The organism is Streptomyces sp. NPDC094034 (assembly GCF_040303865.1).
GTDB lineage: Bacteria > Actinomycetota > Actinomycetes > Streptomycetales > Streptomycetaceae > Streptomyces.
This window is the reverse complement of sequence record NZ_JBEOUD010000043.1, coordinates 15842-41797: the sequence shown is the minus strand read 5'-3', so window position 1 is coordinate 41797 and position 25956 is coordinate 15842. Positions and strand designations below refer to the sequence as shown.

Genomic DNA, 25956 nt, shown 5'->3' with positions numbered 1-25956 from the left:
GAGGCGTGCTCCTTTCCTTCCTTCTCGCCTACCGGGTTAGCTGACGGGTTCGGAGCAGGAAGGTCTCCTACGAGCGCTCCTGCCGCACAGGGCAGCAAAAGACACCCGATTCACCCCAATTGGTGGTTCCCCGGTTCCCTCGCGGGATTCGGCGCGTGCGCACGGTGCCATCTCTGGCGACGGCTGGGACGACCGCGCTGCGTTATCGAACGTTAATAGAGACCCGGCCCTTATTCCAAGCTGTTCCGGATGATCGTTAACGACTTCGCATCGGACGTACCGGGATGTAAGGGAATCTAATCGGGCGAGTTGACGGCCCGTCAGGGGGGCCTACATTTCTGACGGTGTGTCAAATGTTATGCGGAGGGATACCTCTCGATTACAGACAGTGGCAAGGGCTCCTCGCCGGGCGATCCGGGCAACGGCTTCGACGGTGAGCGCGGTGAGCGCGGCTGCCTCACGGCACCGCGCGGCCGTCTCATGGCACCAAGGGCATGGTCCTGCGTCGCTCCGGCTCGCCCTCCGAGGGCCGGCTGACCGCCAGCAGCGCCATGTCGTCCTGGCTCCCGCCGCCCGTGTGCCGCCGTACGTCGTCGATGAGCGCCTGAAGTATCTCGTCGGGCCCTTGGAACACCCGTCCGTCGAGCCGTTCGCGCGGGACGTAGAAGACCCCCTGGGCATCGCGCGCCTCGGTGAGCCCGTCCGTGTAGAAGAGCAGCGTCGCGCCCTCGGGATACCCGGCCTGGTCCGCCCGGTCCGGCCACGCGCCCAGTTCGCTCATTCCGAGCGGCAGCGCGTGGTCGCTCGGGGCGAGCATCCGTACCTCACCGTCGCGGCACATCAGCAGTGGCTCGGGGTGGCCGCGGTTGAGCAGCCGCACCACACCCTCCTCGTGCGGAATCTCGGCGAGAACGGCCGTGGTGAACCCCTCGAAGACATCGAGCCCGTCCCGTCGCGTCCCCTCACGCCTGAGCGCGCGCTCCAGCCGCTGCGCGACCCCCTCCAGCGAACTCTCCTGCTCGGCGGCCTCCCGGAATGACCCGATGACCACCGCCACCGCTTCGACCGCGTCAAGACCCTTCCCCCGTACGTCCCCGACCACCAGGCGCACCCCGTACGGCGTGTCCTGTACGGCGAAGAGGTCCCCGCCGATGAACGCGCCCTCCTGCGCCGCCTCGTACCGCGCGGCGATCCGCAGCCCCCCGATCCGCTCGGCCGGTCTCGGCAGCACCGCACGCTGGGCGGTCTCGGCGATGATGCGGGCGGAGGCCAGCCGCTCGCCGCTGCGCCGTACGACACCGTTGATGTACAGCGCGAGCAGGGAGACGACCAGCACGGTCAGCACCTCGCTGATCGACTCCACCTGGAACTGGGTGTCCGCGTGGAAATGCACCGCCAACTCGGCGATCAGCGCGGCGACGGCGATGGTGAGCGTGCCGACCAGCGGATAGAACGGGGCGGCGATCAGCGGGGCGGCGGCGAAGAGGGGTGACGCGGTGACCCGCGTCGGGGTCACCACGTCGAAGACCGCCCCGGCGATGATCACCAGCACGGGCAGCGCCCGCACCAGCCTGCGTCCCGTACGGCCATGTCCGCCCGGATACCGGCCGCCGCCGCGGGCATTGTCGCCCGCCGCCCAGAAGCCCCTTCCGTCAGAGGCCCAGAGACCGGCGCCCTCGGCCGCTCGCCGGCCGCTGCCGCCGATTCTCTTTCCGAGCTTCCTCAGTCTCCACACCAGTGGTCTCCTGCCCGGTCCGCCGACTGCTGCGGACGGTGCCGCTCTCCACCAGGCTGGCCGCTGCCCTCCCGGGCGGCGAATCGCCGTCGGCCGAGTGGGCTACGGTGAGCCGGTTCCGCCGACCCCGCCAGTGCTTGGTGCACCTGGGGCCGACGGAACGGATCAGTCGGTCAGGTGGCGCTCGGCGTACACCCTCATGGCGTCCCGCACGAGCACAGCCGTACCTTCACCGTACTGGTCATAGGTGGCGGCGAAGCGCGCGTCATCGACATACATCGCCGTCACGCCGATGACATACGACCTGGTGGGCTCGACCGTGACGGACAGCCAGTCGCAGTGACGCCGGGCGACGGCCTGCGCCTCCTCGCTGTCCGCGGCGAGCCCCGCCGCGGCCAGGCGCCCCCAGTCCCTGGCGATGCCCTCGTGCCGGTCCTTGAAGTCCTGCCGCTCCTCCTCGCTCAGCGACCGCCACCAGCGGTCGCTCTTCTCATAGGCGTCCCGGCCCCACCGCTGGGTCACCTCCTCCTCGTACCGTGTGTGATCGAAGCCGTCGAGTACGTCCTCGGCCATGAGTTCCTCTCCCGTCGTCGTCTTGTGGAGAGTGGTCCGCACCGAGGCGATCTGCCGCCCGATGCGCTCCCGTTCCTGCTCCAGCAGCTTCAGATGGCCGCGCAGGGCGGCGGCCGTGTCCTGCTGGCCGTCGAGGACCCGCGCGATCTCGGACAGCCCGAGCCCCAGCTCCCGCAGCAGCAGAATCCGCTGGAGCCGGACAAGGGCGTCCTGTCCGTAGTAGCGATAGCCATTGCTGCCGGTACGGCTGGGCTCAAGCAGCCCCAGCTCGCCGTAGTGCCTGAGCGTGCGGCTCGTCGTGCCCGCTTTCTTCGCGATTTCCTGGATCGACCACTCCATGACTTTCACGGTAGAACTTGACGTCGCGTAAAGGTCAAGCACGGAAGCCGAAGATGCGGGCGGGCATGACGAAGGCCCGGATTCACCAGGAATCCGGGCCTTCGTTCTCTTCCAGTAGCGGGGACAGGATTTGAACCTGCGACCTCTGGGTTATGAGCCCAGCGAGCTACCGAGCTGCTCCACCCCGCGCCGTTGACTGCAACCCTACGCCATCCGGAGCAAGATCATCACCACCCGGCGCAGCGCAAGCCTCTAAGAGCCTCTAGGCCGCCTCGACGACATCCGCGCGGACAGCGACGGCCCACTCCACCAGAAGTCGCTGGTAGCGCTCCTGCTCGGCGGGCGGCAACGCGCCACCGGCACGGGCCCACAGGGCACGGATCTCCGCGTTGACGACAGCGGCGGACCTGACAGCGCGTAACGAGTCGCCGTCACCGGAAGCGGGCGAAGGAGTGGACGAGGAAGCGAACATAGAAGCAAGGCTACGGCCAGCCACTGACAATCGGCAGAGCGTGTCCCCCTACGCTTACACCGGTGATCGAAACCATCGTGTTCGACGTCGGCGAGACCCTCGTCCGCGACGACCGCTACTGGGCGTCCTGGGCCGACTGGCTGGGCATTCCCCGGCACACCATCTCCGCGCTCGTCGGCGCCGCCACCGTCCAGAACCGCGACAACGCCGACGCCCTCCGCCTCATCAAACCCGGCATGGACGTCGGCGAGGCGTACCGCGCCAGGGAGGCCGCCGGCCGCGGCGACCATCTCGACGAGTCCGATCTCTATCCGGATGTACGGCCCGCCCTGGCGAGCATCCGGGCGCTCGGCCTCCGCGTCGTCCTCGCGGGCAACCAGACCGTCAAAACCGGGGAGCTGCTGCGCGGTCTCGATCTGCCCGTCGATCTCATCGCCACCTCGGGCGAGTGGGGCGTCGAGAAGCCGTCGCAGGAGTTCTTCGCGCGCGTCGTCGAGGCGTCGGGGACCACGCCCGACAGGACGATGTACGTGGGCGATCATCCCGCGTACGACCTGTTCCCCGCCCGGGAGGCGGGTCTGCGCGCCGTCCATCTGCGGCGCGGGCCGTGGGGCTATCTGTGGGCGGACGACCCGGAGGTGATCGAGGCGGCGGACTGGCGGATCGACAATCTGACGCAGCTCGCCGCGATCGCGGCGGAGCAGAGGGAGCGGGCCGACCAGGTGGAACGGGCGGACGAGCAGGGCTGACGGGGCCCACGGGGCCGACGGGACGAGGTGTGCCGGGAGCGTGGCGGCACCACGCGGGCTCACACCACGCTGTACTCGTGCGCGGGGCCGCCCTGCCACTCCACCCAGGCCGGGTCGTCCAGCAGCTCCCAGGCGTCCGGCAGCCCCGCCAGACGCAGGAATTCGATCAGATGGTCGTCGGAATGGGCGAGCCCCATGATCCGCCCACGGACCGTGACCCGCCGCCCGCCTGTCCCTGACGCCCGGTGGACGACGATCGGTGCATCACTCATAGGCCCAAGAGTGCGTCTCTCTCGCCCCGTCCGCAGCCTCTGGGACCCGGATCTTTTCCGACGGACGACGACATCGCCGGAGGGACATGCCCGCCCGCTCACGCCTCGGCGAGCCGAATCGCGTATCGAATTCCCTGGAGTTCCCTTCTCGCCCGCGCCGAGACTTCCCGGTCGTCGAGCAGCGCCGGCAGGCATGCGCCGAGCGCGCTCCCCGCCGGGCCGCCGGGCCGCAGCAGATTCGGCCGGGCCGCCAGCAGCGCCCACAGGGTGTGGACATTGAGGTCGAAGAACCCGTGACGCGGCGACAGTCCCCCTACGAGGTGGTGCATCAGCCGGTCGCCCGGCCAGCGGCCCGGGGTACGGGCGGCGATGAAGTCGTCGGACAGCTGGATGTGCGGCGCCTCGCCGATCCAGTACGCCCAGTAGTTCAGATTGGCGGCCTCGCCCGCGTCGTCGTCGACGAGGGTGCTGTCGATGAAGTGGCGCATCCGGTCCCGGTCGCCCTGCCGGGCGGCGACGGCCGCCACCGAGCGGGAGTTGAGCCAGACCGACAGCCAGTCGTCGGGCCGTTCGATGCGCTGCTGGCGGGCCAGCCAGCCGGGGGTGTCGGCCCGGTCGTCATAGCCGGCCAGATACAGGGCCTGGCGCCGCAGCAGGAAGCTCTCCGCCCCCCGGGCCCGTTCGGCGGTGCGCCGCATCTCCGAGAAGAAGCGGCGACGGTCCGCGGCCCCCAGCTCGGGCCCCTGGGGCACCGGCCCCCGCCGGGCACGCGGCGGCTCGGGCAGCGCGCTCAGATACGCGGGAGCGACCCCGTTCAGGGGCCAGGCGAGCACCTCGACCAGATCCCGCCGCATCACGCACGCGCCCAGCGGATTGGCCTCGTACGAGAATCCGCCGTCCAGCGCCCCGGCGAGCAGGACGTCCGCCTCCATGGCGCGCTCCAGGGACAGCAGCAGCGCGGGGACGGTACCCAGCCGCATCAGCCGGTGGCTGTAGACGAACAACTGCCCAACGGGTACGGCGGTCAGCGCCCGCCGCCCCGACTCCCACCCGGCGACGGTGTCGGCCGACACCTTGAACTGCTCGGCCAGGGCCTCCTGTGTGAGCCCCAGTTGCTCACGGATGATCCGGAACACATAGCCGGACACGATCCCCGCACGGGCCCTCGGCACTCTCTCCCGACTGCCGGTCAGGGTGAACCGCGGAACGTTCGGCACGGGGCCCCCAATCGCACGCGAACCGCGGCCGGCTACCCGTACCCGTGGTCACTTCAGGCGGTGATCTCCGCGTCCCTACTGTCATGAGCCCCAGTAATGGACGGGCAACTCAGCGTAGCGGGAAGGCTGTCATGGTGATTGCCGTGGCATCGCCCCGGCCCCGTGGGTACGGCGCGGAAGCCACACCTACGGATGACGCGGCAACCCGACCGACGACGGACGGACACGAAGTGGAAGCGGCCCGGTGACACCAAAGGTGCCCGCCTATACGGCACCGGCGTGCCGTATCGACGAACACGCGGAGTGCCACGGCCCGTGCGAGACCCGGCTCCCCTGGCAGTCGCGCACAGGACCGGCGATCGAAACGCTGCGCTGCGACTGCCCCTGCCACGCCGTCCCCCGACCCCGGACGCACGCGGCCCCGGCCCCGGAGCCGGCCCACACCCCGGCCCGGCCGCCGGCGCCGGGAGGACTCCTCACCGGGGCGACCAAGGACTGAACGACCCGTCAGGGGCGCGGCGGGACATCGGCCGATCGGCGCCCCTTTTCGGCTTGCGGTTCGGTGGCACCGAACCCTCACGGTGTGGAGTGATCATTCCACGCTGTGGCGAAGCGAGGGAGATCATCACGGAGGGCGGAGGGAGTGCGACAGAGCGTGACGTGCCCCTGTCGCCCATCGCTCACCAGGCGAGCTTTCCGTCAGGAGTGCAGGCCCATGACGGTGGGGGCGGATCGCACTCCCGCCGCGGGCCGGGCGAGTGTCGGCCAATCCGCGCGAAGTGGGGCGACCGGGCTAGGGTTTTACCAGGGGGAATCGGAATAGCAGGAATGTCATGTACCGACACCGCAAAGCGCCTGACAGCACCCAGGAACTCCTCTGCACCCTGGCGCGTCTTGTCGATCAGGCACTGGAGAACATCAGGCTCCAGCAGGCCCGGGCGGAGCTCGGCATGGCGCTGCAGCGGCACATGCTCCCTTCCGAACTGCCCGACTTTCCGGGCATCCGGCTGGCAGCCCGGTACTCGCCCTCGCAGGACGGTCTGGCTGTCGGCGGTGACTTCTACGACGCCTTCCCGATGAGAGACGGGGTGGCGGGGATAGCCATCGGTGATGTGCAGGGCCACGGAGTGGAGGCCGCCGCCTTCATGGGAGAAGCTCGTGCCAGCCTTCGGGCCCTCGCCAGTGTCACGGGTGACCCCGGGGAGGTGTTGAACTGCGCCAATGACTTGCTGATCTCGCTCGGCTGCGACCTCTTCACCACCTGTTGCCTGCTGAGCCTCGCACCGCGGAGCGGCGATCTCGCTGTTGCCCGGGCCGGCCACGTCCCGATGGTGTGGGGCACCGACTCGGGCGATTCGGGTGTGTCCCTGGACGCCGGCGGGGTTCCTCTGGGGATTCTGCCCGGCCAGAGCTACCCGGTGGTTTATCGACGCCTGACACAGCCCGGTTACCTCGTCCTGCTGACCGACGGCGTGGTGGAAGGGCCGGCCTACCCGATCGAGGAGGGCCTGGCGGAGGTGGCCAGGCTGGTGGGCGCCGGGCGTGGTGTCGCCCCCAACATCCTGGCGTCGCGGGTGATCCGGGTCGCCGACCTCACCGGAAACAACGACGATGCCGCCGTTCTCGTCGTCCGCCACGACGGTCCGCCGGACGTCCAGTAGCGAAGGCGTTACGCCCGCGACCCGCCGGCAGTGCGGTGGTGTCGGCGCGTCCGTCCGGCCCGGCCCCCTCGGTGTGGTGTCTGATGCTGATGTGGTGGACAGCGCACAACTCAGGCGGCACAAAGCCACTGCCTTGCTGATTCTGGCGGTCGTCGCCCTCTACTACGCCACCGCCCGCCTGGGGCTGCTCCAGCAGCTGGTGCGCGGCCAAGTCACACCCCTGTGGCCTCCGACCGGTATCTCGGTCGCTGCCCTGCTCCTGTTCGGAGCGCGGGTCTGGCCCGGCATCGCCCTAGGCGCCCTCGCGGTCAACATCACCATCGGCCCCAATGTCCCGTCCGTACTGGCGATCGTCGTCGGCAACACCCTCGCCCCGGTCTGCTCCTACCTGCTGCTGAGGCGTGCCGGTTTCCACAACGGCCTCGACCGCTTACAAGATGCACTGGCCCTGGTCTTCCTCGGCGCCCTGGGTCCCACCCTGATCAGTACGACCATCGGCAGCAGCGCACTCTTCCTGTCAGGGGCACTGCCGGCCAGCGGCTTCTGGCCGACGTGGTCCGTGTGGTGGACGGGCGACGCCATGGGCGTGCTGGTCGTCACCCCCTTCCTGCTCGCGGTCCGATGGGCACGGTGGCCACCCGCCGCCGGCCCCCTGATCTGGGCCGAGGCGGTAGCGCTGGCGACGTGCACCCTGACCGTGACCCTCCTGGCGACCAGCACCGGCAGATCTTCTCTGCTCTTCCTCGTTTTCCCTTTCCTGATCTGGGCCTCGTTCCGCTTCGAACGTGCGGGGGCCGCACCCTGCGCCCTGGGCGTCTCCACGCTCGCGATCCTCGCCGCCGGCCGGATGACCGGCCCCTTCGCCCACCACGGTCTCCTCACCAACATGGTCACCCTCCAGGCGTTCAACGGCACCGTCTCCCTCACCGCCCTGCTCCTCACAGCGGTCGTTACCGAACGGAACCGCACCCACGAAGAGATCGGGCGCCTGTGCGCGCAGCTCTCCGACGCGGTCAAGCGCCAGGACACGGGACCTCACCGCGCTCCCCCCGAAGACTGAGATCGCGACGTGCGCGCAGACCGTCCCCACCCCCAGAGCTGCCATCGCTCCGCCGTCCGTCCCGCCTTCCCCAGTCGGCCGCGAGGGCCTTGGGCGGGCCGGGGCAGCGGCCCCGCTCCCGACAGCCGTGTCACCTGAATGACGCAGCATGACGTGCCGCCCACATGGGCGTAGATCAAGCTGGCTAGTGCCCCAACCGAGGCAATCTGTGAAAGGGGAACCACATGCGCATTCGACGAATCCTCGCCGCCGTCGTCGCCACGGCAGCCCTCGCCGGACTCGGCCTCGCAGGCGCCGCCACCGCCACCGCCACCACACAGGGTGCCCCATCCGTCGTCAGCCCTTCTCAGTGCAGGGAGGGCGGCGGGGTGCCCCGGATCGACTTGCCGGGCAACCCCTGCGTGGGCGGTACGTACGACGGCCAGGAGGTCGACTAAACCCCCACAAGGCGCCCCGCAGCCACGCGCTGCGGGGCTCGGCCGGAGAGCCGGGCGATTCCGGACGGAATCCCCGCTCGGGCGCGTCGAGGACGTCGAGGTACGTGGGTGTCTCGTTCCGGAAGCCGGAGACGGCATCCGGCGAGGACCGCGTCGCCGACCTCGACGAGGTTACGGTCGGCGCCCTGCTCTCCCACAAGCTTCGGCAGGATGCCGAACACGAGCAGTGGGGCGAGGCGTACGCCGACCACGGGCTGGTGTTCGCCCGGGAGGACGGCGACCCGCTGCGCCCCGACGACGCCACCAAGTTGGTCGCCGAGCTGGTCGACGCCGCGGGCCTGCGCCGCATCCGGCCGCACATCCCGCGCCACGAACAGGCGACGCAGCCGACCGCGCGTCGGCGCTCATCCCGCGGGCCCGCAAGACCCAGCAGTCGGCACCGGCCGACGACAAGCGTGACCACTCGGTGACCACCCCTGCTACGGATTCCACCATCGAGCAGGCGCCGGAAACGTCAGAACCCCCGTTGACGCAAGTCAACGAGGGTTCTGACGGTGATGCAGTTGGTAGGCCGTGTGGGACTCGAACCCACAACCAACGGATTAAAAGTCCGCTGCTCTGCCAATTGAGCTAACGGCCCTCGGCACAACACACACGAGCATAGCCCGCCCTCGGCCCTGCGCCGATCGGGTATCCCGTCGTGGGTATGTCGCGCGTCGGCGCGGGTGTCTGCGCGGTTCGTGGGGGAGGTGTCCGGCAGGGTGGCCGGAGGCGGTCTTCGTGGGCCCCGGGTGGACGGGGTGTCCGTAACCTCGGAGCCGCGGAGCCTCGGGGGCCTCAGGTCCTCGGACGCGGCCAGGGCCCGTGCGCCACCTCGGGGGTGGGGCACGGGCCCTGGTCGTGCGTCAGACCGGACGGTCAGCCGTGGCGACGGTCAGCCGTTGCGACGGTCAGCCGTTGCGCTTCCAGCGCGGCTTGTCGTCGCGGCGGCCGAAGGAGCCGGTGCCGGTGCCCGTCGTGCCGCCCCGGTGGTCGTCACGGCGGGTGGAGGGGCGGTCGTGGCCGCCGGCGCGGAAGCCGCTCGACGGGCGGTCGTCGCGGCGGTCGCGGTTGAACGGGCGGTCGCTGCCACGGTGGTCACGGCGCTCGAAGGAGCGGCCACCGCGGTCGTCACGGCGCTCGCCACCACGGTCGTTGCGGTCGTCACGACGGTCGCGGTTGAAGCCACCGCGCTCGCCACCACGGTCGTCACGGCGCTGGAACCCGCCGCGGTCACCGCCACGGTCGTCCCGGCGGTCACGGGTGAACCCGCCCCGCTCGCCACCACGGTCGTCACGGCGGTCGTCGCGGCGCTGGAAGCCACCGCGGTCACCGCCACGGTCGTCCCTGCGCTCGTCCCGGCGGAAGCCACCGCGGTCGTCGCGGCGCTGGAACCCGCCACGATCTCCACCGCGGTCCCCACCGCGCTCCGCGCCGCGCTCGGCACCACGGTCGTCGCGCGGCGTGTAGCCGCGCGCGCCGCCCCGGCCGCTGCGCTCGCCGCGGTCGTCGCGGCGAGCGAAGTTGCCCCGGTCGTCCCTGCGCTCCTCGCGCTGCGCCGGTACGGCAGCCGCGGCGGCCGCCGCCGCCTCGACCGCGCGCTCGGCCTCGGCGGCCACCTCGGCCACCGCCGCCTCCGGGTCGTCGCCCCGCTCGCGCGCCGCACGGGCGACCAGGCGCTCGGCCTCCTCGCGCAGTTCGGCGGCGCGACGCTGGACCCGCTCCAGCTGCTTGGCCAGCTCCGCGGCCTCGCGCTCGGCCTGCTTGGCCGCGTTGTTCGCGGAGTCCGCCTGGACCTCGGTGAGCGAACGGGCGCCGGTGATCTCCGCGACCTCCGGGTCGAACGCACCGGCTCCACCGACCATGTGGCGCGAGGCGTCCACGCCCGCGTCCTCCATCAGCCGGAAGATCTGGCGGCGCTGGTGCGGCAGCGCCAGCGAGACGACGACACCGGACTTGCCGGCCCGCGCCGTGCGGCCCGAGCGGTGCAGATAGTCCTTGTGGTCCCCGGCCGGGTCCACGTTCAGCACGAGGTCGATGCCGTCCACGTGGATACCGCGCGCGGCGACATCGGTGGCGACCAGCGCGTTGACGTAACCGTCCTTGAAGTCGGCCAGCGTCCGGGTCCGCGCGCCCTGCGTCATACCGCCGTGCAGCGCGTCGGCCTTCACACCGGAGTCGCGCAGCTGCTCGGCGATACGGTCGGCGCCCAGCTGCGTCCGTACGAAGATGATCGTGCGGCCCTTGCGCGCGGCGATCGCCGCGGTGACCGGGGCCTTGTCCTTCGGCTTCACGACGAGCACGTGGTGCGTCATGGTCGTGACATTGCCCTGGGCGCTGTCGACCTCGTGGCTGACCGGGTTGGACAGGTAGCGCTTGACCAACGTGCTGATCTCGTTCTCCATCGTGGCGGAGAAGAGCATGCGCTGACCGCCCGCGGGCACCAGGTCGAGCAGTTCGGTGACCTCGGGAAGGAAGCCCAGGTCCGACATCTGGTCGGCCTCGTCGAGGATCGCGATCTGGACCTGCTCCAGCGAGCAGGCGCCGCGGTTGATGATGTCGCGCAGCCGGCCCGGGGTGGCGACGAGGATGTCGACCCCGCGCTCCAGCGCGTAGATCTGGTTGCCCATCGACGTACCGCCGCAGACGACCTTCATCTTCAGGCCGAGCACATCGCCGTACGGCTGGAGGGCGTCCGCGACCTGCATCGCCAGCTCGCGGGTCGGGGTGAGGATGACACCGCGGGGCTTCTTCTTCTCGGTGTGGCCGCCGGCGAGTGTGGCCAGCAGCGGCAGTCCGAACGAGAGGGTCTTGCCGGAGCCGGTACGGCCTCGGCCCAGGATGTCCTTGCCCGCCAGCGCGTCCGGGATGGTCGCGGCCTGGATCGGGAAGGGCGCGGTGACGCCGTTCTGGGCGAGCTTGCGGACGATGCCGTCCGGGAGGCCCAGATCGCCGAAGCTGAGCCCGGGGGCCTCGTCGGTGTCTGACGCCTCGTCGGCCTCGAAGGTCTCGTCGATCCCGGAGGTCCCGCTGGCCCCGGAGGTCCCGCGGATCTCGGTGGCCTCGGTGGCCGTCTCGGGGGCCACGACGGCCTCCGCGCTCTCGACGATCTCAACGACCTCGGCGGTCACGTCGGCGACCGTCTCGGGGGACTCGTTCTCGGGCATGACGGCACGGTCAGTACTGGAAATGGACATGCGAAATGCGAAACCTTCCGGAGTCTCGGCACGCGCCCAAACTCCGTGATTCGCAAATCGACCGCCTCAATGCGGTCAGCCACGGCAAGGGAGAGTACGCGCCACACGGCGCTCTTCTGTGTCGGCGCCGGGCAATGATCAAACGATCTACTACCATACGCACCCTCCCCCCTCTTAGGCAAACCGCCCCCGCCGCGACCTCCCTCACACCGGCCCGGGCTGCGGCGACGCCGCCGGCTCCTTCCGCATCCCCATCCCGTCGCCGGGCGACCTCGCGCCCGAACGGACATCCGCCGCCGGTGACGCGGACGGCTGCTCCGGTGGCTCCGGCTCCGGCTCGGGCTGCGGTTCCGGGTCCGGTGGCCCCGGCGGCGTGGAGGCGGGCGGCGCCGGGCGCGTGGGCTCCTTGGGCGGTACGGGCCCGTCGCCCGGCGGCACCGGCTTTCCGGGCGTCGGACGCGTGCCCTTCGAGGGCTCGGGCGAGGGTGTGACATCGGAACTGGCGCTCGGCGAGGCGCCGTTGCCCCCCTTTTCGTCCTTATCGTCCGTTCCCTTGTCCTCGCTCTTCCCGTCCCGGCCTTCCTCCCCCTGGTCGTCACCGCCGCCGGGCTCCGGGTCGCCGCTCTCCGTACGGCCCTGCCAGGCGTAGGGCTCACCGGCCCCGGCGCCCTCGCCCGTGACGCCGTCGGGCTGGGCCGCGGCGCCCCTGCCCTCCGCCGACCGCGAGGGCGCCGGCTTCCCTTCGTCCTCACCGACGCTCATGCAGCCTGTGGAGGCCGCGACCGCCAGTGACGTGACGATCCAGACGGCGAATCGGCCTGGGGCGGACAACTGGCGCACGAGCGGCACCTCCGGGGGCGCGGAACGGGTCTCCCCGCCGACGGCGGGGGAAGGGTTTCACTGTTCAACTCCCTTTTCCCCGCCGGGGACACGCCCGGCGCACATCCCGCACCCGCGCGTCCGGAAGGCGGGGGCCGTTCCGCCGGACTCTGCTGGACAATGGCGATGTGCTGGAGATGACACGCGAGACCTTCGAAGAGCTGGTGAGCCAGGCCCTTGATCAGATCCCACCGGAGCTGACCAAGGTCATGGACAACGTCGCCGTCTTCGTCGAGGACGAACCCGACGCGTCCGACCCCGAGCTGCTGGGGCTCTACGAGGGGACTCCGCTCACGGACCGCGGCGAGTGGTACGCCGGGGTGCTTCCCGACCGCATCTCCATCTACATGGGGCCGACCCTGCGCTACTGCGAGACCCCGGAGGAGGTGGTGCACGAGGTCTCCGTGACCGTCGTCCATGAGATCGCCCACCACTTCGGCATCGCGGACGACCGGCTGCACGAGCTGGGCTGGGGCTGAACGCCCCCGCTCACCCGCGCCCGAGCCCGGCCCCGACGGAATCGGACACACCTAGGCCCCGCCCACTACTCCTGATGGCGGCAGGCAGGCATGGCCGGCCCTCATCGTGGGCATACGCGATCAATGGCCCGTGATGTACCACGCTTCCCGTTCCGTACCCCGCTCACCCGCATCCAGGGCCATCTCAGTTCCAGCCGCGACGCCCCCACCAGCGCCCTGGTCCACTCACCGCACCCCTACGCCCGCGCGCTCGGGCTGTTCGCGGTCGTCCTTCTCGGCGCCTGGCTCGGGCTGCTGATCGTCGGCAGCGTCAAAACCCCGGTCGGTCCGATGGACACCAAGATGACGCTGCGCCCGTCCCTGACCGGCGGCACCAAGATCAATGTCTCGCCGCTGGGCGCGCTGGAGCTGAGCACGCACACCGCCCCCATCCGCCTCGACGTCGATGTGGACCAGCTGGATCCGGTACGGTCCCAGGCGCTCGTCGAGCACCCCGAGCGGCTCTCCGGGCTCCAGGGCGAGGTCAGCCACGACGTCATGGACGGCACCACCGAGCTGGCCGTACGGTCCGTCGTCGCCGTCGTCTCCGGGGCGACCGCCCTCGGGCTCGCCGTCTACCGCCGCCCCCGCCGCGCCCTCATCGCCGGCGGGCTGGCGCTCACGCTGCTCGCCGCCTCGGGCGTCGGCGCGTACGCCACCTGGAACCCCAAGTCGGTCCTGGAGCCGCGGTTCTCCGGACTGCTCTCCTCCGCCCCGCAGGTGGTCGGCAGCGCGCGCTCGATCGTGAACGATTTCAACGTCTACCAGAAGGAGTTGGCGCGGCTGGTCACCAACGTGACCAAGCTGTACGACGCCGCCTCGACGCTCCCGACCTTCCAGCCGGACCCGGCCACCCTCCGGGTCCTGCATGTCTCGGACATCCATCTCAACCCGGCGGCCTGGCACATCATCGGCTCCCTCATCGAGCAGTACGGGATCCACATGATCATCGACTCCGGCGACACCATGGACCACGGCGCCTCCGCCGAGAACACCTTCCTCGACCCGATCGCCGACCTCGACGTCCCGTACGTCTGGGTGCGCGGCAACCACGACTCGCGCGGCACCCAGGAGTATCTGCGGCGTATGAAGAACGTCCGGGTACTGGACGAGGGCCGGGCCGTCACCGTCGCGGGCGTTCGGGTGGCGGGCAGCGGCGATCCGCAGTTCACCCCCGACCGCTCGGTGGCGGCCCAGGGCGACCCTGCCGAACGCATGACCGGCATCCGGCTCGCCTCCGCACTGCGCGACCAGCAGCGGGCCGGCACACCCGTGCACATCGCGGTCGCCCACAACCCGGTGGCCGCCCGGGAGACCGACGGTCTCGTCCCGCTGGCTCTCTCGGGCCATATCCACCACCGCGAGACCGAGATGCTGCCGCACGGCACCCGGCTGAAGATCGAGGGCTCCACGGGCGGCGGCGGGCTGCGCGCCGTGCAGAACGAGACTCCGGAGAAAGTGCAGATGTCCGTGCTCTATCTGGACCGGACGAGCAAGCGGCTCCAGGCCTGGGACGAGATCACCCTCGGCGGGCTGGGACTGACGACCGCCGAGGTCAGCCGCCATCTTCCGCAGGAGATCGGCACACCGGGGGCCGACGCCTCGCCCAGCCCGGATCCGTCGGGCACGGGCGGTACGGGACCGTCGTCGGGCACCGGCTCCCCGGCACCGCCGACCGGCTCCCCCTCACGTACGCCGGGCGCCGCCTCACCCGCGCCCGGCGCCGGCGCACCCTCGCCCACCCCACCGGACGTCCCCCTGCCCGCTCCCTAAACCGTTTTGGCGATAGCTCTGCCCATCCCATATGCTTCTCACGTCCCCGACGCGCTGCAAAGCGCCCAGGCGGGCCCTTAGCCCTCATCGTCTAGTGGCCCAGGACGCCGCCCTTTCAAGGCGGTAGCACGGGTTCGAATCCCGTTGGGGGCACGCAATACCGTGTGCGAGACTAGTGCTCGCACATTGCTTGGTCCTGTGGAGCAGTTTGGAGTGCTCGCCACCCTGTCAAGGTGGAGGCCGCGGGTTCAAATCCCGTCAGGACCGCTTGCAGATCACTCCGGTGAACTGCGTGGCTGGGTAGCTCAGTTGGTACGAGCGATCGCCTGAAAAGCGATAGGTCGCCGGTTCGATCCCGGCCCCAGCCACTTCGGCCCATGAGGGCGGTAGCCCCCCACTGAGATTCTCGGCGGGGGGCTTTTCTCATGCTCCCGTCTCGTTACGGACCGGCTCGGCACGCTCAGCGGGCTCAGCCCGCTCGTCGTACTTCTCGCGCCCCTCCCGCTCCTCGCGGTCGTCACGGCCCCGGGACCACCGCACCAGTGTGATCACCGCCACCACCAGCACCACCCCGCCCAGCAGCGCCCAGTCCGGGATCGCCGCCCCGACCCCGCGTGCCCACTGTTCGGTGGCGAAGGAGTCGTCGACCGACAGCAGCCCCGGCAGCGCCGTCGTCCCGTCGAAGGCGAGGAAGACCACTCCCAGGACGATGAAGAAGAGACCCGAGAGCAGCGAGGTCGTGTGCAGCTCGAAGCGTCCCAGCCGGAGGGCCCGGCCGCGCAGCCACCGTCGGCCGCCGAGCTCGAACCGTTCCCAGAGCAGGGCGAGCAGGAACAGCGGTACGGCCATGCCGAGCGCGTACACCGCGAGCAGCAGCCCGCCGTAGGCCGGACTGCCGCTCAGCGCCGCCACGGTCAGCACGCTGCCGAGGATCGGCCCCGCGCAGAAGCCCGCGAGCCCGTAGACCATGCCGAGCGCGCACACGGACAGCGCGGTCGTCGGCCGGATCCGGCCCGACAGCGCGGCCATGCGGCGCGAGGCGAAGCCGATGCCGACGATCTGGGCGACCCCGAGCGCGATGATCAGCCCCCCGCCGGTGGTGACCAGCAGATCGCGGTGCCCGTAGAAGAGCCGGCCGGCGAAGGAACCGGCGGCGCCCAGCGGGACGAGTGTGGTCGCGAGGCCGAGGTAGAAGAGGCCGGTACGGGCCAGGAGCCGGCCGGCCGAGTCGATGGAGTACGCGAAGAACGCGGGCAGGAGCAGGGCGCTGCACGGGCTGAGCAGCGCGAGGAGGCCGCCGATCAGGGCGACCGGGTATCCGATGTCGGTCATCGGTCCTCCTTGCCGTCCGTACCCGCCTTGCCGCTCTTCCCGGCCTCGGGGGCGTCCGTGGCCGCGTCCGCCGCCGCTTTCGCCGACTCGATGGCCTGGGTGAAGGTCTCGTCCGGCTGCGCGCCGGCGATGGGGCGGCCGTTGATGAGGAAGGACGGGGTGGATGTGGCGCCGAGGCCGAACGCCTCCTCCATGTCCTTCCGTACGGCCGCCGCTGCGGTGTCCCCTGCGCGGTCGCGATGGAACCGCTCCAGGTCCTTCACCCCGGCCTCCCGGGCGAGCGCTTCGAGCCGGTCGTCGCCGAAGCCCTTCTCCTTCGAGCCCTCGGCGTACGCGGCCGAGTGGAACTCCCAGAAGCGACCCTGCTGTCCGGCGGCCCAGCCGGCCTGGGCAGCGGCCTCCGACTCCTCTCCGAAGAGCGGGTAATTGCGCCACTCGATGCGCAGGGTGCCCTTCTTGACGTACGTCTCGATGAGGCCGGGCTCGGTGTCGCGGGCGAACTTGCCGCAGTAGCCGCACTTGAAGTCGGCGTACTCGATCAGGACGACCGGCGCGTCCGCGCGGCCGACGGCGAGGGGGTCCGCTCCGTCGCGGCGGGCGAGCTTGGCCAGCTCGGGGTAGACCCCGGCCGGTGGCTCCGCGGAGACCTCGGCGACCGGGCGCTCCCCGGTCGTGACGCTGGTGGCGGCGTCGGACGTGGTGGTGGCGGGTTTGGTCGCGGTGTACGAGACGACGCCGAGCAGGGCGGCGGCGGCCACGACACCGGCGCCGATGGCGACGGCACGGCGGGAGGACATGCGGGAAGGCTGTGCGGACATGGGTGATCGACTCTCCGTTGCGATCCGTGAGATAGGGGGACGAAAGCGGCGGACGCGGTCGGCCCCTATACGCGCAGCAGTACGGAGAGATCGATCGGAGAGGGCGCGGCGACCGGCGGGGGCCCGCGGTCGGGTATCACGGCGAGCACGGCCTGAGGGATGCCCCACGCGCCGGCGGAGTCGCGGGCGTCGTACAGCGCGGGCAGCAGTTCATGGACGAAGCCGCCGCGCGCGGGGGCGAGGGGCGGGGTGCCGGCGTCGTCCCGGTCGCCGCGCCCGCAGCCCGGAGCCCGACCGCCGTACCCGTCGGCGCCCGTAACGGTCTCGGTCCCGGCGGCCCCAGCAGCCCCAGCAGTCGCGGCGGTCCCAGCCGTCTCGGCAGCGACAACTGTCCCGACGGCCCCAGCGGCCGACGGGAGACAGAACAGCAGCGCGACCAGCATCCCCAGCAGCGCCCCGCCCATGCCCACACCCACGAAGCGGCGGCGCCTGCTTCCGATGGGCACGCGGGACATCAGGTGAATGAACCTCTCCGGGCGACGGCGGCTGTACGGGACGAGTCGTGCGGGGACAAGGGAAGACGAGTGGTGCGGGGACAAGGAAAGCGGAAGGACCAGGCACGGGATTCGGGGTACGGGGTACGGCGTGCCTGTCTCGCATCGTAAGGGGTGCTCGTCCCCACCGGGCAATACGGCCCTCCGCCCCGCCGTGCCGCCGCGCCGGATCCGCCGCCGAAATGGGTTCGCCACTCCCGAGCCGCGGGTGAGATCCTGGGCCAGGTATGTCTACTTCCTTCGCCGACCTCCAGACCCTGCTGGCCGACGTCCCGCTGCGTGACGCGCAGCGGCTCGGCCGCCGTCTCGAAGGCGCACGCCGCATCCGTAAGCCCGACGCGCGGCAGGCCGTGCTGGACGAGATCGCGGGTCAGGCCGAGAAGGCCGCCGAGCGGACGCGGTTGCGCGCCGGACGGATGCCCGCCGTCTCGTATCCCGAGCAACTGCCCGTCAGCCAGAAGAAGGACCTGATCCTGGAGGCGATACGCGACCACCAGGTCGTGATCGTCGCCGGGGAGACCGGGTCGGGCAAGACGACCCAGATCCCCAAGATCTGTCTGGAGCTGGGCCGCGGTGTCCGCGGCATGATCGGGCACACCCAGCCACGCCGGATCGCCGCCCGTACGGTCGCGGAACGGGTCGCGGAGGAGCTGGACACGCCGCTGGGCGAGGCGGTCGGCTGGAAGGTCCGCTTCACCGATCAGGTCGATCAGGACGCGACGTTCGTCAAGCTGATGACGGACGGCATCCTGCTCGCGGAGATCCAGACGGACCGCGAGCTGCTCGCGTACGACACGATCATCATCGACGAGGCCCATGAGCGAAGCCTCAACATCGACTTCCTGCTGGGCTATCTCGCCCAGCTGCTCCCCAGACGCCCCGACCTCAAGGTCGTGATCACCTCCGCGACCATCGACCCGGAACGTTTCTCCCGGCACTTCGCGGACGCGCCCATCGTGGAGGTCTCGGGCCGTACGTACCCGGTCGAGGTCCGCTACCGGCCCCTGCTGGAGGAGGACGGCGAGGAGGGCGACCGCGACCAGATCACCGCGATCTCCGAAGCCGTGGACGAACTCCAGTGGGAGGGGCCGGGCGACATCCTGGTCTTTCTCTCCGGCGAGCGTGAGATCCGGGACACCGCCGACGCCCTGGAGAAGCTCCAGCACCGGAACACCGAGGTTCTGCCGCTCTACGCGCGGCTCTCGCACGCCGAGCAGAACCGGGTGTTCCAGAAGCACAGCGGACGCCGGATCGTGCTCGCGACGAACGTCGCCGAGACCTCGCTGACCGTCCCCGGCATCAAGTACGTGATCGACCCGGGCAACGCCCGGATCTCCCGCTACAGCCACCGCACCAAGGTCCAGCGGCTGCCGATCGAGAAGATCTCCCAGGCCAGCGCCAACCAGCGCAAGGGCCGCTGCGGCCGTACCTCGGACGGCATCTGCATCCGGCTCTACTCCGAGGAGGACTTCACGTCGCGCCCGGAGTTCACCGACGCCGAGATCCTCCGTACGAATCTGGCGTCCGTCATCCTCCAGATGACCGCGGCCGGGCTCGGCGACATCGAGAAGTTCCCCTTCATCGACCCGCCGGACCACCGCAATATCCGCGACGGTGTGCAGCTGCTCCAGGAGCTCGGCGCGTTCGACCCGTCGGGGGCCGCGTCGAAGGACCCGAAGAAGCGGCTCACCCCGCTCGGCCGCAAGCTCTCCCAGCTGCCCGTGGACCCGCGGCTGGCCCGGATGGTCATCGAGGCCGACCGCAACGGCTGCGTGCGCGAAGTGATGGTGATCGCCGCCGCGCTCTCCATCCAGGACCCGCGCGAGCGGCCCGTCGACAAGCAGACGCAGGCCGACCAGCAGCACGCCAGGTTCAAGGACGAGACGTCCGACTTCCTGGCCTTCATCAATCTCTGGCGCTACCTCAGGGAGCAGCAGAAGACGCTGTCCTCCTCGGCCTTCCGCCGGATGTGCAAGTCGGAGTATCTGAACTTCCTGCGGATCCGCGAGTGGCAGGACATCTACTCGCAGTTGCGCACGGTCGCCAAGCAGATGGGCATCCATCTCAACGAGGAGGACGCGGCGGACCAGTCCATCCACGTGTCGCTGCTGGCCGGGCTCCTCTCGCACATCGGGCTGAAGGATGTGAAAGAGGCCGGGGCGGAGAGCGGGAGAAGCACCGGCAAGAACGAGTATCTGGGCGCCCGCGGCGCCAAGTTCGCGGTGTTCCCCGGCTCATCGCTCTTCAAGAAGCCGCCGCGCTTGCTCATGTCCGCCGAGCTGGTCGAGACCTCCCGGCTCTGGGCGCGGGTCAACGCGAAGATCGAGCCCGAGTGGATCGAGCCCCTGGCCGGCCATCTCCTCAAGCACACCTACAGCGAGCCGCACTGGGAGAAGGACATGGCGGCCGTGATGGCGTACGAGAAGGTGACGCTGTACGGAGTACCGATCGTCGCCCAGCGCAAGGTGAATTTCGGCCGAATCGACCCGGAGGCCTCCCGGGAGCTGTTCATCCGCCACGCGCTGGTCGAGGGCGACTGGCGCACGCACCACCAGTTCTTCCATGACAATCGCAAACTCCTGGGCGAGGTCGAGGAGTTGGAGCACCGCGCCCGGCGCCGCGACATCCTCGTGGACGACGAGACCCTCTACGACTTCTACGACCGGCGGGTGCCGGACGAGGTGGTCTCCGGCGCGCACTTCGACTCCTGGTGGAAGAAGAGACGCCGCGACGAGCCGGAGCTCCTCGACTTCGAGCGCTCGATGCTCATCAACGAGAAGGCCGGCTCCGTCACCAAGGACGACTACCCGGACTCCTGGCGCCAGGGACCGCTCAAATTCCGCGTGACGTACCAGTTCGAGCCGGGTACGGACGCGGACGGCGTGACCGTCCATGTCCCGCTCCAGGTGCTCAACCAGATCACCTCCGAAGGCTTCGACTGGCAGATCCCGGGCCTGCGCGAGCAGGTGGTCATGGAGCTGATCCGCTCGCTGCCCAAGCCGATCCGCCGCCACTACGTGCCCGCGCCGAACTACACCAAGGCCTTCCTGGAGCGGGCCGTGCCCCTCCAGGAACCGCTGCCGGTGACCCTGGCCCGCGAGCTCCAGCGGATGGTCGGCGTGCCGGTCGCGGCCGACGACTTCGATCCCGCCCGGATGCCCGACCATCTCAGGGTCACGTTCCGTATCGTCGACGAGCGGCGCCGCAAGATCGCCGAGGGCAAAGACCTGGAGGCGCTCAAGCTCCAGCTGCGCCCCAAGGCCCGTCAGGCGCTCTCCAAGGCCGCCGCGGCCACCGCCGAGCGCTCGGGCGGCGAGGCGATCGAACGTACGGGGCTGACGGACTGGACGATCGGCACGCTCTCCCGGGTCTTCGAGACCCGGCGGGCCGGCCAGCCGGTCAAGGCGTACCCGGCGCTGGTCGACCAGGGCGCGACCGTGGCCGTACGGCTCTTCGACACCGAGGCGGAGCAGCGCCAGGCGATGTGGGCGGGTACGCGCCGGCTGATCCTGCTGAACATCCCGGTGAACCCGGCGAAGTTCGCCTCCGACAAGCTCACCAACCAGCAGAAGCTGGCGCTCTCCCGCAATCCGCACGGCTCCATCCAGGCGCTGTTCGACGACTGCGCCATGGCCGCCGCCGACAAGCTGATCGGGGACCACGGGGGTCCGGTGTGGGACGAGGAATCGTTCCGGAAGCTGTACGACAAGGTGCGCGCCGATCTCGTCGACGCGACCGTGCGGACCATCGGGCAGGTCCAGCAGATCCTGGCCGCCTGGCAGGCCTGTGAGCGCCGTTTGAAGGCCACGGGCAGTCCGACACTGATCAACAACGTTCAGGACGTCAGGGACCAGCTGGCGGCCCTCGTACCGGCCGGCTTCGTCACCCGCACCGGGCTTCGCCGGCTGCCCGACCTGATGCGCTATCTCGTCGCGGCGGACCGCCGGCTCCAGCAGATGCCGACGAACGTCCAGCGCGACACCACACGCATGGAGAAGGTCCATGAGATGCGGGACGAGTACGCCTGGCTGCTCGAACAGCTCCCGCGGGGACGACCGGTGCCCCAGCAGGTGCTGGACATCCGCTGGATGATCGAGGAGCTGCGGGTGAGCTACTTCGCGCACGCCCTGGGCACCGCGCAGCCCGTCTCGGACAAGCGCATCATCAAGGCGATCGACGCGGCGGCGCCGTAACGCGTTCATGGCGGAGGGTGCGCGGGGAGTGAGTTCGACCGGACCCCGCGAGCTGCTGTAGAGTCTCGTTTCGCAGCCGCCGGTACGGGGCGGCGAAACCTGGTCCTGTGGAGCAGTTTGGAGTGCTCGCCACCCTGTCAAGGTGGAGGCCGCGGGTTCAAATCCCGTCAGGACCGCAGTCGCAGTACGCAGGAGCCCGCATCCACATCGGATGCGGGCTCTTCTCGTTGTCCCCCTCTCTCACCACCCCGTTCACAAGTGACCCCATTGCATACGGCAAGCGCCGTCGACGCCCTGGTCACGCCGCAGTAATGGCGTACCCAAATCCACCGGGCCGGGGCCGCATCTCCTTGACGACGCCAACGGCCGGGGGTACCCAAGCAGAAGGGCCCCACGCTCATCGCATCCACGGGCCCGCACCGGGGGTGGTGTGCGTGACGGCATCGACGACGAAGCATGAGACCCGCGCGCTGTTGCGCGCCCATCTGGCGGCCGCGTCCGGGCATCCGCATCGCACCGGGTACTGCCCGATCTGTCATCGCCTCCAGCGGCTCGCCATGGAGTCCTCGGCGAACGACGATCTCTTCCTCGAAGAGTGCTTCCTGGACGACGAGTTAGCCGAGGGCCGGGCCACCTCCGCTCCGTGACCGATCGTATGAGCGTGATCCATTCGGTAGCGCTCCCGCTGTTGGCAAGACCTTGGCGGTGTGACGCTAGTCACCGAATGAGTTTCTGGAATGACGGCGCTTACACCCCACCTACAATCCACCAATTTAATATGTGCAATTGCACCCCATCCCGAACCCCTCCGGAGGCACCTTCGACACCGCCCGCACAGCGCCCCAACAGGGCCGGGGCACCGCACCCCCGGCGCACAAAAAAGATCGCGCTGGACCCGGCGGAGTCCAGCGCGATCGACGACTTACCCCGTGATGCGGGGGCATGGGGCCTGTTGGGGCAGGCGCCCGCCGTGTGGAGCTATGGGTCGGGACGACCGAGTTTGGGGGACCCGGCTGTGCCCTGCTTGTAGTTGAGCCCTAATGAGCCTTGCTGGGTTGTTCAGGCCTCGCTGCGCTGCTGCGGAATACCCGCAAGCAGTGCGCGGACCTCTGCCTCGCGATACCGGCGATGCCCACCGAGCGTGCGGATGGACGTGAGCTTGCCGGCTTTTGCCCAGCGCGTGACCGTCTTCGGGTCCACGCGGAACATCGTGGCAACCTCAGCCGGGGTCAGCAGCGGCTCGGCATCAGGGGTGCGAGCGGTCATGAGCGGCCTCCTCGGGAGAACCGAACCATCTCGGTTCTTTCCTCTAAATTCTGCACCTTGACCCGCGTTGCCCGAAATGGCGGACGCGGGCCGAGTCGGTTATAGGACGAACGGCTTGTCCTCGGCACTACAACTACACCATCCGTCCAGCCACGTCGGCCAAACCGATGGAATTGCCCTCTGAGGTGTTCATCAGTGGCGGAAGCCGATGGACCATGCCATAGCGGACAGTCACGTCACAGATACGATCAGTCACAGAGCGATCAGGAGTCAACAGACCCCCCATATAGAGTGCAATGCTGAGCGTTCCGCCCACACTTGGGCGGAAGGAACCCTCCCCGGACTCCTTGTCCTATTTTGACACGAGGGTAGGCGATGGACGCAAGAGCCCCGTTAGTGCGGTCCGTCACGCTTGAGGCAAAGGCCCGGATCGGGACCTCCGCCCTAGGCCCCGCTCACCGCCCGTGAAGGACCGGGCACTGCCCGCTTCGGCGCCCGTTTTCGCCTGCGCACCGCCCGTCACTCTCCGCCTCGCGGGAGTCGGAAAGGGAGACGGAGGATGAACGCGGGGGAACTCAGTTCGCGAACTGACGGTCCCGGACCGCTCGCCACCGCTCCGTGAGCCGTCCGTACGCCTCCCCGGCACCCTCGTCGTCCCCGTCCCGCAGCGCCGCGATCGCCGCCGCCACATCGGCCGCCGAGTGGTCCTCGGCGAGCTGAGCGCAGGACAGTACGTGCACCAGACCTCCGTAGTCCAGTTCGACCAGTGAGCGCGGGTGGAACTCCTCCAGCCAGCGCCCGACGTCCACCAGGCCGTCGATCAGCGGGCCATCGTCCAGGGTGTCCCGCAGGGTCTTCAGCGAGCGGGCCAGCCGGCGCCGGGCCTGCACCATCGGGGTCCGGTACCGCAGCACCGGCGCGCCGCCCGCTCCCGCGCCGCCCGCTCCCGCCCCGTCCGATGCGGCGTCTCCCGGCCCCGCCCCACCTGGCTCAAAAGTGCGCTCGTCGTCGGAGAAGAGGGTGAACCAGCGCACCGGCACCTGCCAGACCGCCGTCCGGATCCACGGCCGCGCGTCCGGGTTGCTGTCCCGCCAGCGCTCGTAGTCCTTCGCCGCCTGCCCGCGCACCACCGGCGGCAGCACCGCGTCCAGCAGCGGTACCGGCAGCAGCTCGCCCAGTTCCTCCAGCGCCAGCCAGCCGCGCAGCCGGGTCCGCCAGGGACAGACGCACACCACACCGTCCACCTCGGTGATGAAGGCGTCCGCGCTCTCGTGCACCGGCACGGGCACCGGCGGGGTGGGCAGCAAGTCGGCCAGGGAGCGCCGTAGTTCGTCCTGTGCGGTCGGCGTTCCGTCCCGTGCGGCGTAGCGTCGCCAATGGCCCCGTTCGGGCTCGGCGAAGGCCGCCAGCGGCTCGTAGACCCGCAGGTAGGACGCGTAAGGGACGAGAACTGAAGACACCGCAGGCATGCGGCGCATCGTCCCATGCCTGTACCCCACAAGGGGGTGATCCTTGGCACTGCGGCTGATCCGCGCCCCCGCAGGAATTACTCTCTTGCTTGCTCGACCGCCCAACCCTTCAACGGGTCCCTCCCCCACCCAGCAGGAGGGGCCCTCCCACCGCCGCTTCGTACTTGGGAGTCACCACAGTGACCGATGTGACCGGCGCTCCTGTCGACGTACTGCACACCCTGTTCCGTTCGGAGCAGGGAGGCCACGAGCAAGTCGTGCTCTGCCAGGACCGTGCCAGCGGCCTCAAGGCCGTTATCGCCATCCATTCGACCGCCCTGGGCCCCGCCCTGGGCGGTACCCGTTTCTACCCCTACGCGTCCGAGGAAGAGGCCGTCGCCGACGCGCTGAACCTCTCCCGGGGCATGTCGTACAAGAACGCCCTGGCCGGGCTCGACCACGGCGGCGGCAAAGCCGTGATCATCGGGGACTCCGCGCAGTTCGAGGGCGACAGGAGGACCGAGCTGCTGCTGGCCTACGGCCGGTTCGTGGCCTCGCTCGGCGGCCGGTACGTCACCGCCTGCGATGTCGGCACCTACGTCGCGGACATGGACGTCGTGGCGCGCGAGTGCCGGTGGACCACGGGACGGTCCCCGGAGCACGGCGGGGCGGGCGACTCGTCGGTCCTGACGGCCTTCGGGGTCTTCCAGGGCATGCGGGCGAGCGCGCGGCACCTGTGGGGCGACCCGTCGCTGCGCGGCCGCACGGTCGGGGTCGCGGGCGTCGGCAAGGTCGGACAGCACCTCGTGGAGCATCTGCTCCAGGACGGCGCGCAGGTGGTCATCACGGACGTACGGGAAGAGTCGGTCACCCGCATCACCGATCGCCACCCGCAGGTCGCCGTCGTCGCCGACAACGACACGCTGATCCGCACCGCGGGCCTGGACATCTACGCCCCGTGCGCGCTCGGCGGCGCGCTGAACGACGAGTCCGTACCGGTCCTCACCGCGGCCGTGGTCTGCGGAGCGGCCAACAACCAGCTCGCCCACCCCGGCGTCGAGAAGGACCTCTCGGACCGCGGGATCCTCTACGCACCCGACTACGTGGTGAACGCCGGCGGGGTGATCCAGGTCGCCGACGAACTGAACGGGTTCGACTTCGAGCGGTGCCACGCGAAGGCGGCGAAGATCTTCGACACCACGCTGTCGATATTCGCACGTGCGAAGGAGGACGGTATTCCGCCGGCCGCGGCGGCGGACAGGATCGCCGAGCTCAGGATGGCGGAAGCCCGCCACCGCTGACCGCGCGAGAGGCCGGCGTGACGTACGCGGGACCGTTCGGGAGACCAGACTCACGCCGGTCGGCGGGTCGCCCGGCAAGAAGAGGTTAAAATCGCAGCTGACCAGCGAGGACGGGGCGCCTCG

The 25956-nt window shown here is 70.1% G+C and carries 22 protein-coding genes, 6 tRNA genes and 1 riboswitch; of the genes, 14 read left to right on the top strand and 14 right to left on the bottom strand.

Translation table 11 applies throughout. The features are described from left to right. Window positions 1-10 precede the first annotated feature (10 nt). Window positions 11-164, bottom strand: a riboswitch (cyclic di-AMP (ydaO/yuaA leader). 314 nt (window positions 165-478) lie between these two features. The 4 genes from ABTZ59_RS29760 to ABTZ59_RS29745 form a co-directional block, all read right to left on the bottom strand. Next, window positions 479-1705: a PP2C family protein-serine/threonine phosphatase gene (locus ABTZ59_RS29760; RefSeq protein ID WP_503003774.1), complete on the bottom strand. Its 1227-nt coding sequence runs from the start codon at window positions 1703-1705 to the stop codon at window positions 479-481. A gap of 195 nt (window positions 1706-1900) precedes the next feature. Further along, window positions 1901-2647, bottom strand: coding sequence for a MerR family transcriptional regulator (locus ABTZ59_RS29755; RefSeq protein ID WP_351419816.1), 747 nt, complete (start codon window positions 2645-2647; stop codon window positions 1901-1903). Window positions 2648-2762: 115 nt separating this feature from the next. After that, a tRNA-Met gene (locus ABTZ59_RS29750) sits at window positions 2763-2836 on the bottom strand. Window positions 2837-2909: 73 nt separating this feature from the next. Further along, entirely contained in the window at window positions 2910-3119 is a 210-nt protein-coding gene (locus ABTZ59_RS29745; RefSeq protein WP_249951664.1) for a hypothetical protein, read from the bottom strand. A 65-nt stretch (window positions 3120-3184) separates the two neighbouring features. Between ABTZ59_RS29745 and ABTZ59_RS29740 the strand changes: the two genes are divergently transcribed. Further along, window positions 3185-3868: an HAD family hydrolase gene (locus ABTZ59_RS29740; RefSeq protein WP_351419850.1), complete on the top strand. Its 684-nt coding sequence runs from the start codon at window positions 3185-3187 to the stop codon at window positions 3866-3868. A 59-nt stretch (window positions 3869-3927) separates the two neighbouring features. Here the strand turns inward: ABTZ59_RS29740 and ABTZ59_RS29735 are convergent, their stop codons facing one another. After that, window positions 3928-4140, bottom strand: coding sequence for a hypothetical protein (locus ABTZ59_RS29735; protein ID WP_249951663.1), 213 nt, complete (start codon window positions 4138-4140; stop codon window positions 3928-3930). A 98-nt stretch (window positions 4141-4238) separates the two neighbouring features. Next, on the bottom strand, window positions 4239-5312 hold the full coding sequence (locus tag ABTZ59_RS29730) for a helix-turn-helix domain-containing protein (RefSeq protein WP_351419813.1): 1074 nt from the start codon (window positions 5310-5312) through the stop codon (window positions 4239-4241). Window positions 5313-6190: 878 nt separating this feature from the next. Between ABTZ59_RS29730 and ABTZ59_RS29725 the strand changes: the two genes are divergently transcribed. The 4 genes from ABTZ59_RS29725 (at window position 6191) to ABTZ59_RS29710 (ending at window position 8985) form a co-directional block, all read left to right on the top strand. Then, window positions 6191-7018, top strand: coding sequence for a PP2C family protein-serine/threonine phosphatase (locus ABTZ59_RS29725; RefSeq protein WP_351419811.1), 828 nt, complete (start codon window positions 6191-6193; stop codon window positions 7016-7018). Between the two features lie 133 nt (window positions 7019-7151). Then, entirely contained in the window at window positions 7152-8078 is a 927-nt protein-coding gene (locus tag ABTZ59_RS29720) for an MASE1 domain-containing protein (protein ID WP_503003773.1), read from the top strand. Window positions 8079-8302: 224 nt separating this feature from the next. Then, window positions 8303-8515 (top strand): hypothetical protein, encoded by a 213-nt coding sequence (locus ABTZ59_RS29715; protein ID WP_351419806.1) that lies wholly within the window; start codon window positions 8303-8305, stop codon window positions 8513-8515. 104 nt (window positions 8516-8619) lie between these two features. Further along, window positions 8620-8985: a site-specific integrase gene (locus ABTZ59_RS29710; protein WP_351419803.1), complete on the top strand. Its 366-nt coding sequence runs from the start codon at window positions 8620-8622 to the stop codon at window positions 8983-8985. A 94-nt stretch (window positions 8986-9079) separates the two neighbouring features. Here the strand turns inward: ABTZ59_RS29710 and ABTZ59_RS29705 are convergent. The 3 genes from ABTZ59_RS29705 to ABTZ59_RS29695 all read right to left on the bottom strand — a co-directional run bounded on the left by ABTZ59_RS29705 (window position 9080) and on the right by ABTZ59_RS29695 (window position 12513). Then, window positions 9080-9155, bottom strand: a tRNA-Lys gene (locus ABTZ59_RS29705). Window positions 9156-9465: 310 nt separating this feature from the next. Beyond that, window positions 9466-11721, bottom strand: a complete 2256-nt coding sequence (locus tag ABTZ59_RS29700; RefSeq protein ID WP_503003772.1) for a DEAD/DEAH box helicase — start codon at window positions 11719-11721, stop codon at window positions 9466-9468. Window positions 11722-11955: 234 nt separating this feature from the next. Next, on the bottom strand, window positions 11956-12513 hold the full coding sequence (locus tag ABTZ59_RS29695; RefSeq protein WP_351419797.1) for a hypothetical protein: 558 nt from the start codon (window positions 12511-12513) through the stop codon (window positions 11956-11958). A 245-nt stretch (window positions 12514-12758) separates the two neighbouring features. On the opposite strand from ABTZ59_RS29695, the gene ABTZ59_RS29690 reads away from it, so the two are divergent. From ABTZ59_RS29690 to ABTZ59_RS29670, 5 genes are all read left to right on the top strand, one after another. Next, window positions 12759-13109: a metallopeptidase family protein gene (locus ABTZ59_RS29690; RefSeq protein ID WP_249951658.1), complete on the top strand. Its 351-nt coding sequence runs from the start codon at window positions 12759-12761 to the stop codon at window positions 13107-13109. Between the two features lie 123 nt (window positions 13110-13232). After that, on the top strand, window positions 13233-14921 hold the full coding sequence (locus ABTZ59_RS29685; RefSeq protein WP_351419791.1) for a metallophosphoesterase family protein: 1689 nt from the start codon (window positions 13233-13235) through the stop codon (window positions 14919-14921). 80 nt (window positions 14922-15001) lie between these two features. Beyond that, window positions 15002-15074: transfer RNA gene (locus ABTZ59_RS29680), tRNA-Glu, on the top strand. Between the two features lie 39 nt (window positions 15075-15113). Then, a tRNA-Asp gene (locus ABTZ59_RS29675) sits at window positions 15114-15188 on the top strand. 27 nt (window positions 15189-15215) lie between these two features. Continuing rightward, window positions 15216-15289, top strand: a tRNA-Phe gene (locus ABTZ59_RS29670). Between the two features lie 55 nt (window positions 15290-15344). Here ABTZ59_RS29670 and ABTZ59_RS29665 read toward each other — a convergent pair. From ABTZ59_RS29665 to ABTZ59_RS29655, 3 genes are all read right to left on the bottom strand, one after another. Beyond that, window positions 15345-16253, bottom strand: a complete 909-nt coding sequence (locus ABTZ59_RS29665; protein WP_351419789.1) for a cytochrome c biogenesis CcdA family protein — start codon at window positions 16251-16253, stop codon at window positions 15345-15347. After that, window positions 16250-17050 (bottom strand): DsbA family protein, encoded by an 801-nt coding sequence (locus tag ABTZ59_RS29660; RefSeq protein ID WP_351419786.1) that lies wholly within the window; start codon window positions 17048-17050, stop codon window positions 16250-16252. Before ABTZ59_RS29660 ends, ABTZ59_RS29665 begins: the two co-directional genes overlap by 4 nt. Window positions 17051-17136: 86 nt before the next feature. Continuing rightward, the gene (locus tag ABTZ59_RS29655; RefSeq protein ID WP_351419784.1) at window positions 17137-17586 is read right to left on the bottom strand and encodes a hypothetical protein; all 450 of its coding nucleotides are present in this window, start codon (window positions 17584-17586) and stop codon (window positions 17137-17139) included. Between the two features lie 266 nt (window positions 17587-17852). On the opposite strand from ABTZ59_RS29655, the gene hrpA reads away from it, so the two are divergent. The 3 genes from hrpA (at window position 17853) to ABTZ59_RS29640 (ending at window position 22465) form a co-directional block, all read left to right on the top strand. Then, window positions 17853-21818, top strand: coding sequence for an ATP-dependent RNA helicase HrpA (gene hrpA / locus ABTZ59_RS29650; RefSeq protein ID WP_351419782.1), 3966 nt, complete (start codon window positions 17853-17855; stop codon window positions 21816-21818). 101 nt (window positions 21819-21919) lie between these two features. Further along, window positions 21920-21994, top strand: a tRNA-Asp gene (locus ABTZ59_RS29645). Window positions 21995-22252: 258 nt separating this feature from the next. Beyond that, window positions 22253-22465: a DUF6274 family protein gene (locus ABTZ59_RS29640; protein ID WP_351419780.1), complete on the top strand. Its 213-nt coding sequence runs from the start codon at window positions 22253-22255 to the stop codon at window positions 22463-22465. Between the two features lie 412 nt (window positions 22466-22877). On the opposite strand, the gene bldC is transcribed toward ABTZ59_RS29640, so the two are convergent. Beyond that, complete coding sequence (gene bldC, locus ABTZ59_RS29635) at window positions 22878-23084, bottom strand: developmental transcriptional regulator BldC (RefSeq protein WP_003949541.1); 207 nt, start codon at window positions 23082-23084, stop codon at window positions 22878-22880. A 575-nt stretch (window positions 23085-23659) separates the two neighbouring features. Then, window positions 23660-24553 carry a DUF8083 family protein gene (locus ABTZ59_RS29630; RefSeq protein WP_351419776.1) on the bottom strand — a complete coding sequence of 298 codons (894 nt, stop codon included), beginning with the start codon at window positions 24551-24553 and terminating at the stop codon, window positions 23660-23662. A gap of 179 nt (window positions 24554-24732) precedes the next feature. On the opposite strand from ABTZ59_RS29630, the gene ABTZ59_RS29625 reads away from it, so the two are divergent. Next, window positions 24733-25833, top strand: coding sequence for a Leu/Phe/Val dehydrogenase (locus ABTZ59_RS29625; protein WP_351419773.1), 1101 nt, complete (start codon window positions 24733-24735; stop codon window positions 25831-25833). Window positions 25834-25956 lie beyond the last annotated feature (123 nt).

Bases quoted from the DNA above. Each gene is read 5' to 3' on its own strand.
- ABTZ59_RS29755 (WP_351419816.1), bottom strand. From the start codon at position 2,647: ATGGAGTGGTCGATCCAGGAAATCGCGAAGAAAGCGGGCACGACGAGC.
- ABTZ59_RS29630 (WP_351419776.1), bottom strand. From the start codon at position 24,553: ATGCCTGCGGTGTCTTCAGTTCTCGTCCCTTACGCGTCCTACCTGCGG.
- ABTZ59_RS29665 (WP_351419789.1), bottom strand. From the start codon at position 16,253: ATGACCGACATCGGATACCCGGTCGCCCTGATCGGCGGCCTCCTCGCG.
- hrpA (WP_351419782.1), top strand. From the start codon at position 17,853: ATGTCTACTTCCTTCGCCGACCTCCAGACCCTGCTGGCCGACGTCCCG.
- ABTZ59_RS29655 (WP_351419784.1), bottom strand. From the start codon at position 17,586: ATGTCCCGCGTGCCCATCGGAAGCAGGCGCCGCCGCTTCGTGGGTGTG.
- ABTZ59_RS29735 (WP_249951663.1), bottom strand. From the start codon at position 4,140: ATGAGTGATGCACCGATCGTCGTCCACCGGGCGTCAGGGACAGGCGGG.
- ABTZ59_RS29745 (WP_249951664.1), bottom strand. From the start codon at position 3,119: ATGTTCGCTTCCTCGTCCACTCCTTCGCCCGCTTCCGGTGACGGCGAC.
- ABTZ59_RS29715 (WP_351419806.1), top strand. From the start codon at position 8,303: ATGCGCATTCGACGAATCCTCGCCGCCGTCGTCGCCACGGCAGCCCTC.
- ABTZ59_RS29700 (WP_503003772.1), bottom strand. From the start codon at position 11,721: ATGCCCGAGAACGAGTCCCCCGAGACGGTCGCCGACGTGACCGCCGAG.
- ABTZ59_RS29685 (WP_351419791.1), top strand. From the start codon at position 13,233: ATGGCCCGTGATGTACCACGCTTCCCGTTCCGTACCCCGCTCACCCGC.
- bldC (WP_003949541.1), bottom strand. From the start codon at position 23,084: ATGACCGCTCGCACCCCTGATGCCGAGCCGCTGCTGACCCCGGCTGAG.
- ABTZ59_RS29695 (WP_351419797.1), bottom strand. From the start codon at position 12,513: ATGAGCGTCGGTGAGGACGAAGGGAAGCCGGCGCCCTCGCGGTCGGCG.
- ABTZ59_RS29660 (WP_351419786.1), bottom strand. From the start codon at position 17,050: ATGTCCTCCCGCCGTGCCGTCGCCATCGGCGCCGGTGTCGTGGCCGCC.
- ABTZ59_RS29725 (WP_351419811.1), top strand. From the start codon at position 6,191: ATGTACCGACACCGCAAAGCGCCTGACAGCACCCAGGAACTCCTCTGC.